Origin of the sequence: Bacillus sp. FSL R5-0593 (genome assembly GCF_038603755.1) — a bacterium.
In the GTDB taxonomy this organism is placed as follows: domain Bacteria; phylum Bacillota; class Bacilli; order Bacillales; family Bacillaceae; genus Bacillus; species Bacillus velezensis.
Window position 1 is genome coordinate 2,383,685 of record NZ_CP152011.1, and the last position, 14,749, is coordinate 2,398,433.

Sequence of the window (14,749 nt, forward strand, 5' to 3'; positions counted from 1 at the left end):
TAAATCCCCTCTCCATTAACTTATATTACACTGTTAGGTTATGAAGAAAAGAGGGTGCATGTTCTAATTCAATCACCCAATTTAAAAGTGTGTCAGCAAGCTGTCTTTAAAATTCGAAAATACAAACGCAATCAAAAAAACCACGACAAAGAACAAGTAAAAAACACCTTTATACATACCAACTCTCCCCTATAAATAACTAACGCTATTTTACAAGATGCGGCACCATTCTACAACAAAATCGATGCGGATTCAGAAAAAAATATTTTTGGCGAAACAGCTCGGCTTTTGCGCTTTCCCGGGCAATATTTCAAGAAGAATATTTCCTCTTAAGCCGGGCAATTCTCACATGGAGCTTCTCGGCTTCTTTTTCCGATATTTCCCCGTCTTCTGCCGCCTGCTGCGCGGCCTGCAGAGCTTTTTTATAATTTTTTGCGTGATGTTCAAAATAGATCGCCAGCTCTACCGCTGATTGGTGTCTGCATATGTGAAGATCAGAGCCCGTCAGTTTCTCCCAAAGGGGCACGGCGTCTTGCCTGCGGTTTTGTTTTTTATAAAGCATTGCTAAGTCAAAAAGGGCCCGATCCGAATCTTCAAAGTCTTTGCCTTGCAGCGCTTCCAGCTGTGAAACAGCCCGATCGGTTTCTTTATGAGCGATAAACCATTTCGCCATGGCGTATGCTTCCTGACGTTCTGACGTCTGATCAGAAGATGCAAAAATCTTTTTTGACATATGGATGTAAAGAGCGATGAGGGAAAGCACATCTTGTTCATTATGCGAGAGCACTCCCGTTAAAAGAGCCGGATCCTCCGCCTTTAAAAATTGAAAATACAGCATCGGCGCCAAATAACCAGGTGTGTCTTCGTCCCTTTTAAAAGCAAGCTCTTCATTTTCAACCGCCGAAAGCGATACACGCTCTAATTTATGTTTCCAAAGCCGTCTCGCCCCGTGCAGAAGATCAAAGTGACCGAAGTCAGGAAGCTTCGGAACCCTGTCCCGCAGCAATGTATGCCTAGTTTTCACCTGAGGCCAGTCAAAGGCTTTTCCGTTATACGTAACAAGAGACGTAATGTCAACCTCACTTAAAAAGCTTTTGTAAAGAGCCGTCTCGTTTCCCGGTTTAGGAAGCAGATGCTGTTTAACCGCGACACGGTCTTCATACACTCTTGCATGGCCGAGCAAAAAGATCATATTGCCGGCCCCGCCGCCGAGGCCGGTCGTTTCAGTATCAAAGAAGAACAGCTGGCTTTTTTCGTATCCTTCTGCTGATAAAGTATGTGTCAAACCGCCTTTATTCCATAATGCCATGACGTCATCAAGTTCACTGAAGCTGTACCGTCCGTGGCGGTGCGAAAGCGGATAGACGGTTTCGCGGATAAGACAGTATTCATCCTCAAAAAAGAAAGGCTTCACTCCGAATGCCTCCCATTCTTCTCTAAATGGGACTTGAATATCCGGGACCGAAAGTTGTGAAGCTGCCGGCTTTTTTTCAGCTTCCGGCACATTCAGGTGGTTTTTCATCCGCTTTAATTTATTTTTCAAGGACATCTTTCGTCCCCCTTTTCTTTTACACGTAATTCAAGAGCCGGAGTATCGCTTTCTTTGCATCTATTCCTTCTATTTCGGAGCCGATGCAGGAAGGACATCCGTCTTGACATGGACATTGTCTGATCAGGCGCTCAGCCCCTTCATTGATTTCATCAAATCGCTTATATACTTCATCAGCAAGTCCGATTCCGCCCGGATAATGATCATACAGAAAGATTGTCGGAAGTCCGGTATGTGCGGCTTTGATTTGCGGCACGACATGCACGTCATTTCGGTCGCACATGACGTATACAGGCACGATATGCTGCAGGACGTGGGCAATGCCTAAAAGCAGCTGTTCAAGCGTTTTTTCGCCGATCTCCGAATCCGCCTCTTTCAATTCAAGCCAGGCAGCACTGGTATGCAGTTCTTCTTCTGGAAGATGAATCGGCCCTGATCCTATATTTTCAAATGTCGTCATTTTAATTTTTTTAAATATTGTCGGAAGTGCGTTCACGGTTACATCGCCGAAATGTAAGGCCGTTTTCTTTCTGCTGTCCGTTCTGTCAATGTCCAGCACTTTCAGCTGCACCGCTAAATTGGCATCTGTATAATATTCGACATCGACCTTTCGCACGTACGCTTTTTTATGATCCCAATCAAGCTTTTCAACCTGGTACTGCACCCCTTCATGAAGATAAATCGCTTCATCATGAAGAAGCGTCATCGCGCTGAAGCGGTCCATTTCTCCGATGATTTTTACATCAGCCGTCTCTGACCGGTCAACGATGACCACGTTTTCCTGTGACGCCGAACGGAGACTGATGTTGGAGGCGGGAAAAGATTCGCTCGCCCAGTGATAGCGTTCGCGGTTTTCGTGAAGCACCCCTTCTTCTTCTAAATACTCGAGAATGTCTCTTGCATCATTTTCTCCGAATGTTTCATCGGCTCTGAAAGGCAGCTCATACGCGGCGCATTTCAGGTGATCGACCAATATAATGAGATTATCGGGATTGATCCTTGCAGATTCAGGCGAGCGTTTAAAGAAATAATCAGGATGGCGCACAATATATTGGTCAATCGGATCAGAGTTCGCCACCATCACGATAAGCGCCTCTCCCTGCCGCCGCCCGGCCCGGCCCGCCTGCTGCCATGCGCTCGCGACACTGCCCGGGTACCCCGTCATCACGCAGACCTGAAGCTGGCCGATATCAACGCCGAGCTCCAGCGCGTTTGTGCTGACAACGCCGAGAATGCTTCCGTCTCTTAACCCCCGCTCTATTTCTCTTCTTTCTTTCGGAAGATATCCGCCGCGATAACCTCTGACAGACTTCGCACCGATTTCTTTTTTTACGATCTCCTGAATGTGGCTTAAAATAATTTCAACCCGAACACGGCTTCTGGCAAAAACAATCGTCTGGATCTTATTTTTTAAAAAAGTTTTGGCAAGTTCGTTCACTTCCACGGTGGCACTTTTTCGAATATGCAGCGGTTTATTTACAATCGGAGGATTGTAAAAAGCAAAGTGCTTTCTTCCGGCCGGGGCGCCGTTATTGTCAATCAGGCGCACTGATTTTCCCGTCAGCTGCTCCGCCAATTCCCTCGGATTGGCGATTGTGGCGGATGTACAGATAAATGACGGCTTGCTTCCGTAAAAAGCGCAGATTCTCATTAAACGGCGGATGACGTTCGCCACATGGCTGCCGAATACGCCCCGGTACGTATGTAATTCATCAATGACGATATATTTCAGGTTTTCAAACAGACTCACCCATTTTGTATGGTGGGGAAGAATGGCTGAATGAAGCATATCAGGGTTTGTGATCACAATATGCCCGGCTTTTCTGACTTTCTGCCTGATGGCCGGTGACGTATCTCCGTCATAGGTAAAGCTTTTAATGTCCATGCCCGTCTCGTCTATAATTTCGTTCAGCTCGCTTTTTTGGTCCTGTGCGAGCGCCTTTGTCGGAAATAAATACAGCGCGCGGCTTGAGGCATCTTCCGCGATAGACTGAAGAACCGGAAGATTATAGCACAGTGTTTTTCCGGAGGCCGTCGGTGTGACAGCCACAATGCTTTCTCCGTTTTGAACCGTCTGAAAAGCGGAGTATTGATGTGTAAAGAGCCGCTCGATCCCCCTCTTTTCGAGAGCCGCCCGAATTTTCCGATCTACTTGCTCCGGCATCGGCATGGTTTTCGCCTCCCGCGGTTCCTCTTCATGCCAATGCACAATATTTTCATGATTTTTTAATTCCTGAATCAGTTCGCTCAATGATTTTTTCTTCATCGTTCACACCTCTTTATGAGGTACAGTTTACCGAATATTTGTTTGCCTGGCTAGATGAAAATCCTGCACAAGAAAAAAAGCAGGGAATCAGCCCCTGCCTACTTCATTTTTATCGTAAAAAGCTCTGTTTGTCCTTTTTTCGCTTCATTTGCGCCTGCAAATTGCAAAGGTTCTGCGGCATCGCCATTCATAATCACCATAGGGATGACGGTGCTGCTTGCTTTTTCTTTTATTAAATCCAGCCGGCACGTTAAAAGCAGATCGCCTGTTTTCACTTTGTCTCCTTCTTTTACATGCGCTTCAAAGCCTTCGCCGTTCATATTGACGGTATCCAAACCGACATGTATCAAAAGTTCCGCTCCGGAAAGGGTGCGGATGCCGACAGCATGTTTTGTATGGAACAGCTGAATCACTTCTCCCTCAACCGGTGAAACAATGTCTCCGTTTGCAGGCTCGACGGCGATCCCGTCCCCCATCATTTTTTGTGAAAATACGGGATCCGGCACTGAAGCCAAATCCATCACCGCTCCGTCAGCCGGAGAAAAAATCACTTCCTCGGCCGGCTTTTTCCGGCTGTCTCCCAATCCGAATAATTTTTTCAGCAATGTGTTGTGCTCCCCTTCCTAAATGTGAATCCGTTACCAGTTTATTCTCCACTATTTAACCATACTTTCTTTTTTCCTTCAATTCTTAACCATACGGCATAACATCGCATAGTCTGTTTGTAAAAAGGCGGTGGTCATATGGATCAATCACAAAACGATAAACTTGATCCGCAAAGTAATGAGGACATCATCAGCCATGCGATGGACCAATTTTTTCACTCAGGTCCCTTCGCAGAATTGATGCAGGGTTTTCAGCACCTTGTCAATTCGGCTTTTACTGAAGCGCAAGTGACGATTGACGTCAGAGAAGAGCCGAAGGGCCTCGCGGTTGATATCGGCGTTCCCGAGACGTTCCGTGACGGGGATATGCTGGTGGAAACGAAGGGGTGCTACCTTCACGTTACAATCCGCTACGATCATAAACAGGCTCATTCATCCCATGTGTCTTCAAGCATGACAAGAACCGTTGTCCTCCCGTATAAGGTGAGTGAAGAAGATATGGAAACATCCTGGAATGAACAGACGCTTACCCTCTTTTTCCCTAAAAAATAAGCATGAATGATGGATATCATTCATGCTTTTTATTTGAAGATACTGGTGAAGCCTTTCACCAGCGATCCGACCTGATTTACGGCGCTTACCATCTGCCCCGTTGTATCTATCATTTTATTAAAGTCAAACTGTCCGTTCGTTTTTTTAAACTGGGAGAGTATGCCTGAGAATTGGGAAGACTGCTGCTGATTCGGTCTGGGAACGGGGTAAGGATTCACAAACCCCGGCTGCCCCCCGGGCATGGCTGCCTGAGGAGGAGAGGGAGCAAACGGCTGCTGCATATGACCGTATTCCTGATTCGGATAAAATTGCTGCGGGTACTGCCCTTGCTGATGATATGGCGGATGCTGCAATGGCTGTATCTGCTGCGGACTCGGCGGCTGTAGCGGCTGTATCTGCTGCGGATACGGCTGCTGTAATGGCTGTATCTGCTGCGGGTAGAAATATCCCGCCGGCTGCTGGTACATATTTTGATATGGCTCTGCTCTCCATTGCATACGACATTCCCCCTTGTCTCTCACTAAGTTTCTGCTATATATGTATGAATTCCGCCGTGGTTATGTGCTTTCGGTGATTCTGATTTTTGTCAAATGCTGTCGAAAGTCTTAATTTTTTAAAAACAGAAAAAAGTCGAATCGTTATGTTACCATAATCTCAACATACATGAGAGGGGATGCACCATTATGAACGTATCATACTTAAGAAAGCGTTTTGCTGAAGTGAAAAAATATGAAACAGATTGTGCAGATAAACTGATGGACTTTGCAAAATTCCTCTATATTCAAGGCCATCTCACCGCAACCGAATTTCGAAACAGTATGAAGGTTCTCGAAGCAAGTGGAGCAGAAAACCCGGCGTATGAATAACATACCCGACCCCTTTATATAAAAGAAGGCAGCCGTTTTCAGCTGCCTTCTTTTTCAATTTCATCCCTTAATATACGAAGCGTATATAAAACAGATTCAGTTAAATCCCTGTATCTTTTTTTATGAATATGATGAACATATGATTGGAGCATCAGCTCTCCGAAATTTTCTGTAACGGCCTGAATTTGTGCGTGATGAACGTATTTCGGACGGTTTTCCTGAATAAACGCAAGTGCTGCTTCTGTCCAAAGCGCGCAAAGCCGGTCTCTTTTTTCAACATCGGGTTTAATAATCTCAAAAAAATCATATGAACGGCCTGACTCTTTTCCATCCTGATACCTTTTTTCGGCTTCCAGAACCGCCTCTATCATTTGTTCTGTCAGCTCCAATAACGACTGTGTCTGCAAACGGACTCACCTCAGTACATATGGTACCAAAGTTTTTGCATAAAATCAGCTGATCCGGCAGACTCTCGGCAAATCCTTTTTACGCCGGTCAGCCAAAAACAGGTCATCAATACAAACATGAAGCTCCCGCGCCTCTTCCTCAAGGCGGGAAAGTTTCTCCTGTCTGATTTCTTCAGCTTCCGCCTGACAGGATCTGACTGCTTGGGTAAGCGTCTTTTCAGCAGCAGAAATCCGGAATTCGATATCAGAAAGCAGACGGAGAATATCAGCCTTGCTCGTGTAAACAGACATTCATGTTCCTCCCTTTTATCACTTGCGTCTCTTTAGAATATAATTCTCGTTTTCATACCGCTCTCCTCTGCACATGACAAAAGTAGAAGCAGTTCGGCAAACAAACAGAGATTATCCTAAAAGGCGTGCCTTTCGACAAAAAAGTGCCGCAAACTTTGTATGAACCGGCACGTTAATGCAAACGATACAGTTGAGGAGGTGCCGTATGAAAACGAGACCGAAAAATGCAGGTAAACAGCAAAAAACCGAAGCAAAAACGACTGATACGCTTGATAAAAAATTAGGCGGCCCAAACCGCCCTTCCACGTAACACATCAGCAGCCCGAAACCCCAGCGAACGGTTTCGGGCTTTTTCATTTCTTCAGCCACTCTTTAACCGCGAAGAGCGCATGGAGCTCCCGTCTTTTCTGGAAGTACCAGTCCGTCAGTTCAAGCTGTTTCGGCATTTTCTCCTGTAAGAAAGCCCCTTTTCTTAACCTTTTTTGAAACCAATCCGCCCTTTCGCCGTCTAATGGGTGGGCAACAATGGGATAGGTTGTCCTCAGCATCGGTGATGTTCTTTTTTTGATGCCGATCATTTTCTCCATATCAAAGCGTGAACCGGTATGAGGAACGGTATCAAGAAAACGGTAAAAAGAAGCGTGAAGATCAGGGCTGAACAGAAGGCGGGCCAGCTGTTTTCCGAGCGTAATTCTCTCTTCGGTTTTTGAAAACCGTTTGACGGAAATTCCGTATAAATGTCCGTCAATTGAAGGGAATATCACCGTATTAAAGTGAAACCAATCACTTAAATAAAAAGGAATCGTGCCAAAAACATTCTTTTTAAACGAAGGATTTTGTATAATAGGTGCTTGGATAGTGTTTTGTTCATTTATAATAAGAGCATACATGAGCCGTTCCGTATCTCCGTCACGCCAAAAGCGAAACCACTCTTCCTGCATAAAAGCCGAGACGCGGAAATGAGGAAGATGACGGAAAAGAGGTTCGCCGATTTGTTTTGACCACTGGTAGACCAGAAGCTGAGGATAGGCATCAGAAAAAATCAGCCAATTCGCCCTTTCATACGAAAGGAAAAAACAGTTTTTCTGACTGCTGTCAAGGCCCTCCTGATAAAGGACGCCTCTTAAATCAGTCATCGACCAGCCCGCATTGCGGGACACAAAGGATGCCAAAAGCGGCCACTTGATCTCAGGATGGCGGTCAAAATATGCTTTATAGGCATTCGTCCGGGAAATATTATCGGCATTTTTTATTTTCGTCTCTTTTTCGATCAGGCGAAGAATGGCGGTTACGGTCTGTCGTTTATGCACGTTCATTCACTTCCGTCACTATTAGTTTGATAAGGAGGATGGAAAAAGTGATTCGGTACCCGAATGGAAAAACTTTTCAGCCGAACAAAACGGTTTCATCCCAAAACAGCCAGAAACGGTCCCATTCATACAGTAATCGCGGCATGACCCTCGAAGACGACCTGAATGAAACGAATAAGTATTATCTGGCTAACCAAATTGCTGTCATTCACAAAAAGCCGACACCCGTCCAAATTGTAAACGTCCACTATCCGAAAAGAAGCGCCGCAGTCATTAAGGAAGCTTATTTTAAACAGTCTTCCACAACTGACTACAACGGCATTTATAAAGGACGCTACATTGATTTTGAGGCAAAAGAAACAAAAAACAAAACGGCATTTCCGCTGCATAATTTTCACGATCATCAGATTGAGCATATGAAGCAGGTGGTCAGGCAAGACGGCATTTGTTTTGTTATTATATCCGCTTTCGGAAAGGTTTATTTCCTCGAAGCCGACAAGCTGTTTGTCTTTTGGGAGAGAAAGGAGAACAATGGCAGAAAATCAATTCGCAAAGACGAATTAGAAGATGCTTCCTTTCCGATTTCTCTTGGATACTCACCGAGAATTGATTATATTAGTATTATTGAACAGCTTTATTTTTCGCAGGAACAGTAGACTGAGCGAAAGGTTGATAAACGAAAGGTTGAGATGTTATGTCAGATCAATTTACGAGCCGTGAAGAACGCCGTAAGGCAAGGCAGACGAAAAGCACTAAGCCCTCTTCACCGAAAAAAGGCAAGAAACAGCGTAAAGGCGGTTTATTCAAAAAGATTGTGCTGTCCTTGGTTATTCTGTTTGTCCTTGGCATAGTCGGCGGAGCGGCGGCATTTGCCGTTTTGGTTTCCGGCGCGCCGTCTTTGGACGAAGCCAAGCTGAAAACGCCTTACTCTTCAACGATTTACGATAAAAACGGCAAAGAAATCGCGGAAGTGGGCGGTGAAAAACGAACCTACGTCCCGATTAAGGATATACCCGATGTTGTGAAAGAAGCATTTATCGCAACTGAAGACGCCCGTTTTTATAAGCACCACGGTATAGACCCGATCCGGATCGGAGGCGCCTTGGTCGCCAACTTTACGGATGGATTCGGTTCAGAGGGAGGAAGCACAATCACCCAGCAGGTTGTGAAAAACTCGCTTTTGACCCATCAGAAAACGATTAAACGGAAAGCACAGGAAGTGTGGCTTTCACTGCAGCTGGAGCGCCATTATTCTAAAGATGAAATCTTAGAAATGTATTTAAACAGAATTTATTTCTCACCGCGTGCCTACGGCGTCGGTAAAGCCGCTGAAGAATTCTTCGGCGTAAAAGATTTGAGCAAGCTTACGGTTGAACAGGCGGCGACGCTTGCCGGAATGCCGCAAAGCCCGACCGGATATAACCCGGTTAAAAATCCGAAGGCTTCCGAAAAACGCCGGAACATTGTTCTCAGCTTAATGGAAAAACAAGGATTCATTTCAAATTCTGACTACCAAAAAGCAAAGAAAGTGTCCATGAAAGATGAAGGCGTCGTCAGCCAAAAGGAATACGATAAAAAGGACACAAATAAATACAGCGCTTTTGTCGAAGAAGTTATGAAAGAAATTGAGACAAAAGAAAAGAAAGACGTCGATATTTCAACTGACGGATTGAAAATTTACACGACTCTTGATACGAAAGCACAAGATTATCTTGATCAATTGATGAACGGAGATACAGCCGGCTTTTCGGAAGGCATGCAGGGCGGCGTCACGCTCCTTGATACGACAAACGGAGAAATCCGCGCTATCGGAGCAGGACGGAACAGAACTACCGGGGGATTCAATTATGCAACACAAGGTAAAACCCAGCCCGGTTCAACGATAAAACCGATTCTTGATTACGGCCCGGTCATTGAAAATAAAAAATGGTCGACGTATGAGCAGATTGACGACTCAGCTTATACGTACTCTGACGGCACTCCGATTCACGACTACGACAATAAATACAGAAATATGATATCAATGCGAGAGGCTCTCTCAGACTCGCGTAATATTCCGGCTCTGAAAGCATATCAAGCAGCCGGTAAAGATAATGCCGTCGACTTCGCAAATGACTTAGGACTAGGATTAAACAAAGAGAGTGTAACCGAATCTTATTCGATCGGAGGATTTGGTGAGGATAACCGCGGTGTATCTACTATGACAATGGCGGGCGCCTACAGTGCGTTCGGAAATAACGGAACGTACAATGAACCGCACGCGGTCACATCGATTGAATTTAATGACGGCACTAAGCTTGATTTAACACCGAAACCGAAAAGTGCTATGAGCGATTACACGGCATTCATGATTACCGATATGCTCAAAACAGTCGTGCAGTCAGGAACAGGCAGACTAGCTCAGGTGCCGAACGTGGAAGTCGCCGGTAAAACGGGTACGACCAACTTTACTAAAGAGGATATTCAAAAATATAATATCGCACAAGGCGGAGTCCCAGACTCCTGGTTTGTCGGATACACCCCTCAATATACAGCAGCGGTTTGGACCGGAGTTGAGTCTGGCAACAAAGCAGGCAAGAAATCACTGTCTTCTGCTGACCAGCAAGTCGCAAAACGGATTTTCCAAAAGCTGATCTCTTACGTTGATAACGGTAAAGGAAGCTTCAAGCAGCCTGACAGCGTCGTAAAAGAAACAGTTGAGAAAGGCTCGAATCCTGCCGCTTTAGCCGGACCGAATACACCGGATGATAAAAAAGTGACGGAGTACTTCGTGAAAGGAACGCAGCCAACTGCCGTTTCTAAAACGTACACGAAAGAAAAAGCCGATAAACCGTCAGGATTGCAAGTGAAATACGACAAAGATAAAAAATCATTAACTTTAAGCTGGAATTATGACGGTGATGCAACATTCAATGTCAAACAATCCGTTGACGGCGGAAGCTACAGTGACATTCAAAACAGTTCAGCAAAAGAAGCCGTCGTCTCAGATGTCACACCAGGCTCCACATACAGCTTCCAGGTGACAGCGGAAAACGATGACGGAAAAAGCGATACGGCATCAGCTTCTTTCAAAGTCCCGAAAGATGAAGAAGACGATGCGGATAAAGATAAAGCGACTGACGATGAGCAGAAGTCTGATGAAGATAAAGACAAAGACAAGACGCAAACCGATGATTCAAACACAGATGACAATCAGACAGATACGTCTGACGGATCGGATCAAACACCAACTGATGACCCCGATAAAAATCAGGATCAATCCGATAAGGATCAAACAGATAACAACAATCAGAATCAGCCCGGTAACGGGACCGATAACAACGGACAGCAAGATAACGGCTCTGATAATGATTCCGATTCCGGTTCAGACGGCTCAAATAAACCTGACAACGGTCAAACGGACAAAAACCAAGACTCATCTTCAAATATCAACGGGCAGTCCAATTCGTCAACCATCCAGTCAAATTCCGCTCATTAGCGGACGAAATCCTTCACCTCAACCAGGTGAAGGATTTTTTTCATACAAAAAAACCTCCTTATGAGAAAAGGAGGTTTTTAACATTTGTTCATGGCTTCATATTTATGATATTGCTTCTTCATCTCCGTCATCAATTCATCAAGCTGAATAAACGAGTGATATTGAGTCGGTTTTGTTAAAATAAACGCCATTCGCTCCGCCCAATTGATCGGTTCGGCGGGAAAATGCTTTGTTTCAAGCACAGACCAATCGAGTGATGTGACCCGCTCCCCTGCCGTCCAGTGAAAAGCGGCAATCAGACAGGCAATTCCCTTCAGCATGTCATTTTGATCACATCTCGATTTTCTTGTTTGAAAAACGGGAAGCAGCGTTTCTTTCGTTTCGTTCCAAATCTGAAACAGAAACGGGACATATTCGCCCCTTTCCCTCCATGGCTGCACGATTGGCTGACCGCTGAAATCCATATACAGCGGATGGCGGCGCAGCGCCGTTTTGATCTCAAGGCTTTCCAAGTCCGTAAGGCTGCGCAGGTATGTTTCATAGCCTGCCAGAATGTGAATCGCCGTCACCGTTTCACCAGCCCTTTTTTGTCACGCTTCTGCCCTTCTCTGCATAGCGGAAGCAAAGGACATTCCGCACAGCGGGGAGATTGCGCTTTACAATGATACCTGCCGAAAAATATTAATCTGTGGTGTGTAACAGACCAATCCTCTTTCGGCACTTTTTTCATTAATGTTTTCTCTACTTCCAAAACAGAGTCCTTCCAGCGGCAGATACCGAGCCGTTTAGAGACCCGCTCCACATGAGTGTCTACTGCGATCGCAGGTACGCCGAAAGCAACAGACACGACCACATTTGCCGTTTTCCGTCCGACACCCGGCAGATTCACAAGCTCATCCCGGTCTTTCGGCACTTCTCCGCCGTACTCTTCGATGATCATTTTGCTCAGCTTTTGAATATTTTTGGCTTTATTACGGTACAGGCCGATTGATTTAATATCCTGCTGGAGTTCTTCCAGCGATACGGCAAGATAATCTTCGGGCCGTTTATATTTTTGAAATAGCGTTTTTGTCACTCTGTTGACGAGAGCATCCGTACATTGCGCGGATAATGCGACTGCCACAACCAGTTCGAAAGGATTTGAATGGACAAGTTCACATTCTGCGTGCGGAAACATATCGCCGATTTTTTCAAGACAATATTCAATCTGCTTTAAATTTAACACGTTTCTCCCCTTCTCATGTTATTGTTCCAGCCAATTGTAAAAAGGCACCTGCCTCGTATACTCTTTTTGCGGATCATTTTGTTTCGTTTGAACACGCCGGAATTTTTGGCTGTGCGCCTTCGCCTGCTCAACCGTTTTGAAGCCGTTCTTTTTCCATTCAAATAAAATCCGGTCAATATAGCGAAAACTGAGTTTCCCCGATAAAACAGCTTCTTTTAAGGCGTGTTTAATCAGAATCGCATCATGCTGATCCTGATCCTGCCATATGGCCAGCGTCTCGCATTCAAGCGGTGACAGCGGTCTTCCGAACTCTTCTTCAAAGATGGTATACAGGCTTTTTTGTTCTCTTTCTGACGTTCTTTCCTGCGTTTCGTTTTGTGAATGCTGCATGTAATCATACAGCTTCGCCCATAACGGCTGCAGAGAATATTTTTCAAACTTTATGCCGTTATGGTCTTCACATTCTTCAATAAACAGAAAACCTTTTTGAATAAACATTCTCAGGCAGCTTGTACATTCTTCAGCAGAGATGGACATGCCTGACTGAAGTTCAAACGGCGTCGGAAAATAAGAGCCCTTTTCCAAATGCATTTTAATCTTCAAAAGCAGGATCAATTCGGTTTCATTCAGCCCGAGCTGCCGGTAATGTGTCAACAGCAGGTTGGGAATGCTTGAAATGCCGAGTTCCTGCATATCTATAAATTGCTGTTTTTTCATCCTTACACCTCTTACTGTAAAAGGTTATCTCCGGGAGCTTTCCCCTTTACTTAGAAAAAGTCTCCCTTGCAGGAGACTTCGTTTTTCATAACTATTACGGATACAGACGGTTCAGAAGTCTCGGGAACGGAATCGTTTCACGCACGTGAGGCGCTCCGCTGATCCAAGCCACTGTCCGCTCAAGTCCGAGGCCGAAGCCGGAGTGCGGAACAGAACCGTATTGTCTGAGTTCAGCATACCATTTGTAAGCATCTGAATCCAGACCGTGTTCTTTTAATCTTTCTTCCAATAAATCCATATCATGAACGCGTTCTGAACCGCCGATGATTTCCCCGTAGCCTTCCGGAGCGATTAAGTCGGCACATAACACGACATCGTCACGATCTTTGGCAGGCTGCATATAAAACGGTTTTAATGACGTCGGATAATGAGTGATAAACACCGGTTTGTCATAGCTTTCTGCGATCGCTGTTTCATGCGGCGCACCGAAGTCATCTCCCCACTCAATATCGTCAAAGCCTTTTTCTTTCAGGAATTCGATCGCTTTATCGTACGTAATGCGCGGGAATGGCGCTTTGATTTGTTCAAGCTTCGATGTGTCTCTACCTAATGTGTTCAGCTCGATCTTACAATGTTCCAGCACACTTTGTACGATGTATGCAACATAATTCTCCTGAACTTCAAGGTTTTCTTCAAATTCAACAAATGCCATTTCAGGCTCAATCATCCAGAATTCGATGAGATGGCGTTTCGTTTTCGATTTTTCCGCTCTGAACGTCGGTCCGAAAGAGAATACTTTTCCGAGCGCCATTGCAGCTGCTTCCATATACAGCTGGCCGCTTTGAGACAAGAAGGCGTCTTCATCAAAATATTTCGTCGCGAACAGCTCAGTCGTGCCTTCGGGAGCGCTTCCCGTCAAAATCGGCGGATCAACTTTCACGAAGCCTTCTTTGTTGAAAAATTCATAAGTCGCACGAATGATTTCGTTGCGGATTTTCATAATTGCGTGCTGGCGTTTCGAACGGAGCCATAAATGTCTGTGATCCATTAAGAATTCCGTACCGTGCTCTTTAGGCGTAATCGGATAATCAGTCGCTTCGTGAATGACTTCAATGGATGTAACAGCAAGCTCATAGCCAAGCGGTGAACGCTCGTCCTCTTTCACAATTCCTTTTACATAAAGTGACGTTTCCTGCGTCACTGATTTCGCGATTTGGAAGATGTCTTCTTCTACTTCAGCTTTGACGACAACTCCCTGAATGAAGCCGGTACCGTCTCTCAGCTGTAAAAATGCGATTTTACCGCTTGAGCGTTTATTAGCGACCCAAGCTCCAATCATTACTTCCTCGCCTGTGTGTTTATACACTTGGTTGATTGTTGTTTTCAAACTCTTTCCCTCCAGAACAAGAAAGACATTCAGGAATCTGCCTGAATCTCTTTTTTCATCACTTTATTATACCCGTTCTACTCTAACGGGGTCAAT

16 protein-coding genes and 1 pseudogene are annotated in these 14,749 nt (G+C 45.2%); 5 read left to right on the top strand and 12 right to left on the bottom strand.

Going from position 1 to position 14,749, the window contains the following annotated elements; all coding sequences use genetic code 11:
- Positions 1-81 precede the first annotated feature (81 nt).
- The 4 genes and pseudogenes from NYE36_RS11745 to NYE36_RS11760 form a co-directional block, all read right to left on the bottom strand.
- A pseudogene (locus tag NYE36_RS11745) lies at positions 82-189 on the bottom strand (hypothetical protein); the annotation flags it as partial.
- A gap of 121 nt (positions 190-310) precedes the next feature.
- A complete protein-coding gene (locus NYE36_RS11750; protein ID WP_094032292.1) occupies positions 311-1,549 on the bottom strand; it encodes a ribonuclease H-like domain-containing protein in 1,239 nt (412 codons plus the stop codon).
- Positions 1,550-1,568: 19 nt separating this feature from the next.
- On the bottom strand, positions 1,569-3,815 hold the full coding sequence (locus tag NYE36_RS11755) for a DEAD/DEAH box helicase (protein ID WP_094032291.1): 2,247 nt from the start codon (positions 3,813-3,815) through the stop codon (positions 1,569-1,571).
- Positions 3,816-3,913: 98 nt separating this feature from the next.
- Positions 3,914-4,420 (bottom strand): PTS glucose transporter subunit IIA, encoded by a 507-nt coding sequence (locus NYE36_RS11760; protein ID WP_012117833.1) that lies wholly within the window; start codon positions 4,418-4,420, stop codon positions 3,914-3,916.
- A 138-nt stretch (positions 4,421-4,558) separates the two neighbouring features.
- Between NYE36_RS11760 and NYE36_RS11765 the strand changes: the two genes are divergently transcribed.
- Positions 4,559-4,972, top strand: a complete 414-nt coding sequence (locus tag NYE36_RS11765) for a hypothetical protein (RefSeq protein WP_039254739.1) — start codon at positions 4,559-4,561, stop codon at positions 4,970-4,972.
- Between the two features lie 29 nt (positions 4,973-5,001).
- On the opposite strand, the gene NYE36_RS11770 is transcribed toward NYE36_RS11765, so the two are convergent.
- Positions 5,002-5,469, bottom strand: a complete 468-nt coding sequence (locus NYE36_RS11770) for a YppG family protein (RefSeq protein WP_094032290.1) — start codon at positions 5,467-5,469, stop codon at positions 5,002-5,004.
- Between the two features lie 186 nt (positions 5,470-5,655).
- On the opposite strand from NYE36_RS11770, the gene NYE36_RS11775 reads away from it, so the two are divergent.
- Positions 5,656-5,838: a YppF family protein gene (locus NYE36_RS11775; RefSeq protein WP_003153532.1), complete on the top strand. Its 183-nt coding sequence runs from the start codon at positions 5,656-5,658 to the stop codon at positions 5,836-5,838.
- Between the two features lie 38 nt (positions 5,839-5,876).
- Here NYE36_RS11775 and NYE36_RS11780 read toward each other — a convergent pair whose 3' ends face one another.
- The gene (locus tag NYE36_RS11780) at positions 5,877-6,245 is read right to left on the bottom strand and encodes a YppE family protein (protein WP_007409492.1); all 369 of its coding nucleotides are present in this window, start codon (positions 6,243-6,245) and stop codon (positions 5,877-5,879) included.
- Positions 6,246-6,290: 45 nt separating this feature from the next.
- Positions 6,291-6,536: a DUF5446 family protein gene (locus tag NYE36_RS11785; protein ID WP_094032289.1), complete on the bottom strand. Its 246-nt coding sequence runs from the start codon at positions 6,534-6,536 to the stop codon at positions 6,291-6,293.
- Between the two features lie 205 nt (positions 6,537-6,741).
- Between NYE36_RS11785 and sspM the strand changes: the two genes are divergently transcribed.
- Positions 6,742-6,846: an acid-soluble spore protein SspM gene (gene sspM, locus NYE36_RS11790; RefSeq protein WP_003153525.1), complete on the top strand. Its 105-nt coding sequence runs from the start codon at positions 6,742-6,744 to the stop codon at positions 6,844-6,846.
- A gap of 43 nt (positions 6,847-6,889) precedes the next feature.
- Here the strand turns inward: sspM and NYE36_RS11795 are convergent, their stop codons facing one another.
- Positions 6,890-7,852 carry a DUF2515 domain-containing protein gene (locus NYE36_RS11795; protein WP_094032288.1) on the bottom strand — a complete coding sequence of 321 codons (963 nt, stop codon included), beginning with the start codon at positions 7,850-7,852 and terminating at the stop codon, positions 6,890-6,892.
- A gap of 41 nt (positions 7,853-7,893) precedes the next feature.
- Here NYE36_RS11795 and recU point away from each other — a divergent pair, with 41 nt between their 5' ends.
- The gene (recU, locus tag NYE36_RS11800) at positions 7,894-8,502 is read left to right on the top strand and encodes a Holliday junction resolvase RecU (RefSeq protein ID WP_015417702.1); all 609 of its coding nucleotides are present in this window, start codon (positions 7,894-7,896) and stop codon (positions 8,500-8,502) included.
- Positions 8,503-8,540: 38 nt separating this feature from the next.
- Complete coding sequence (locus NYE36_RS11805) at positions 8,541-11,324, top strand: PBP1A family penicillin-binding protein (protein WP_064115546.1); 2,784 nt, start codon at positions 8,541-8,543, stop codon at positions 11,322-11,324.
- A 77-nt stretch (positions 11,325-11,401) separates the two neighbouring features.
- Here NYE36_RS11805 and NYE36_RS11810 read toward each other — a convergent pair whose 3' ends face one another.
- The 4 genes from NYE36_RS11810 to asnS form a co-directional block, all read right to left on the bottom strand.
- Complete coding sequence (locus NYE36_RS11810; RefSeq protein ID WP_064115547.1) at positions 11,402-11,893, bottom strand: YpoC family protein; 492 nt, start codon at positions 11,891-11,893, stop codon at positions 11,402-11,404.
- Positions 11,890-12,549, bottom strand: coding sequence for an endonuclease III (nth, locus tag NYE36_RS11815; RefSeq protein WP_007612187.1), 660 nt, complete (start codon positions 12,547-12,549; stop codon positions 11,890-11,892). Before nth ends, NYE36_RS11810 begins: the two co-directional genes overlap by 4 nt.
- Before the next feature lie 18 nt (positions 12,550-12,567).
- Entirely contained in the window at positions 12,568-13,266 is a 699-nt protein-coding gene (gene dnaD / locus NYE36_RS11820) for a DNA replication protein DnaD (protein ID WP_003153516.1), read from the bottom strand.
- A gap of 94 nt (positions 13,267-13,360) precedes the next feature.
- A complete protein-coding gene (asnS, locus tag NYE36_RS11825; protein ID WP_012117840.1) occupies positions 13,361-14,653 on the bottom strand; it encodes an asparagine--tRNA ligase in 1,293 nt (430 codons plus the stop codon).
- Positions 14,654-14,749 lie beyond the last annotated feature (96 nt).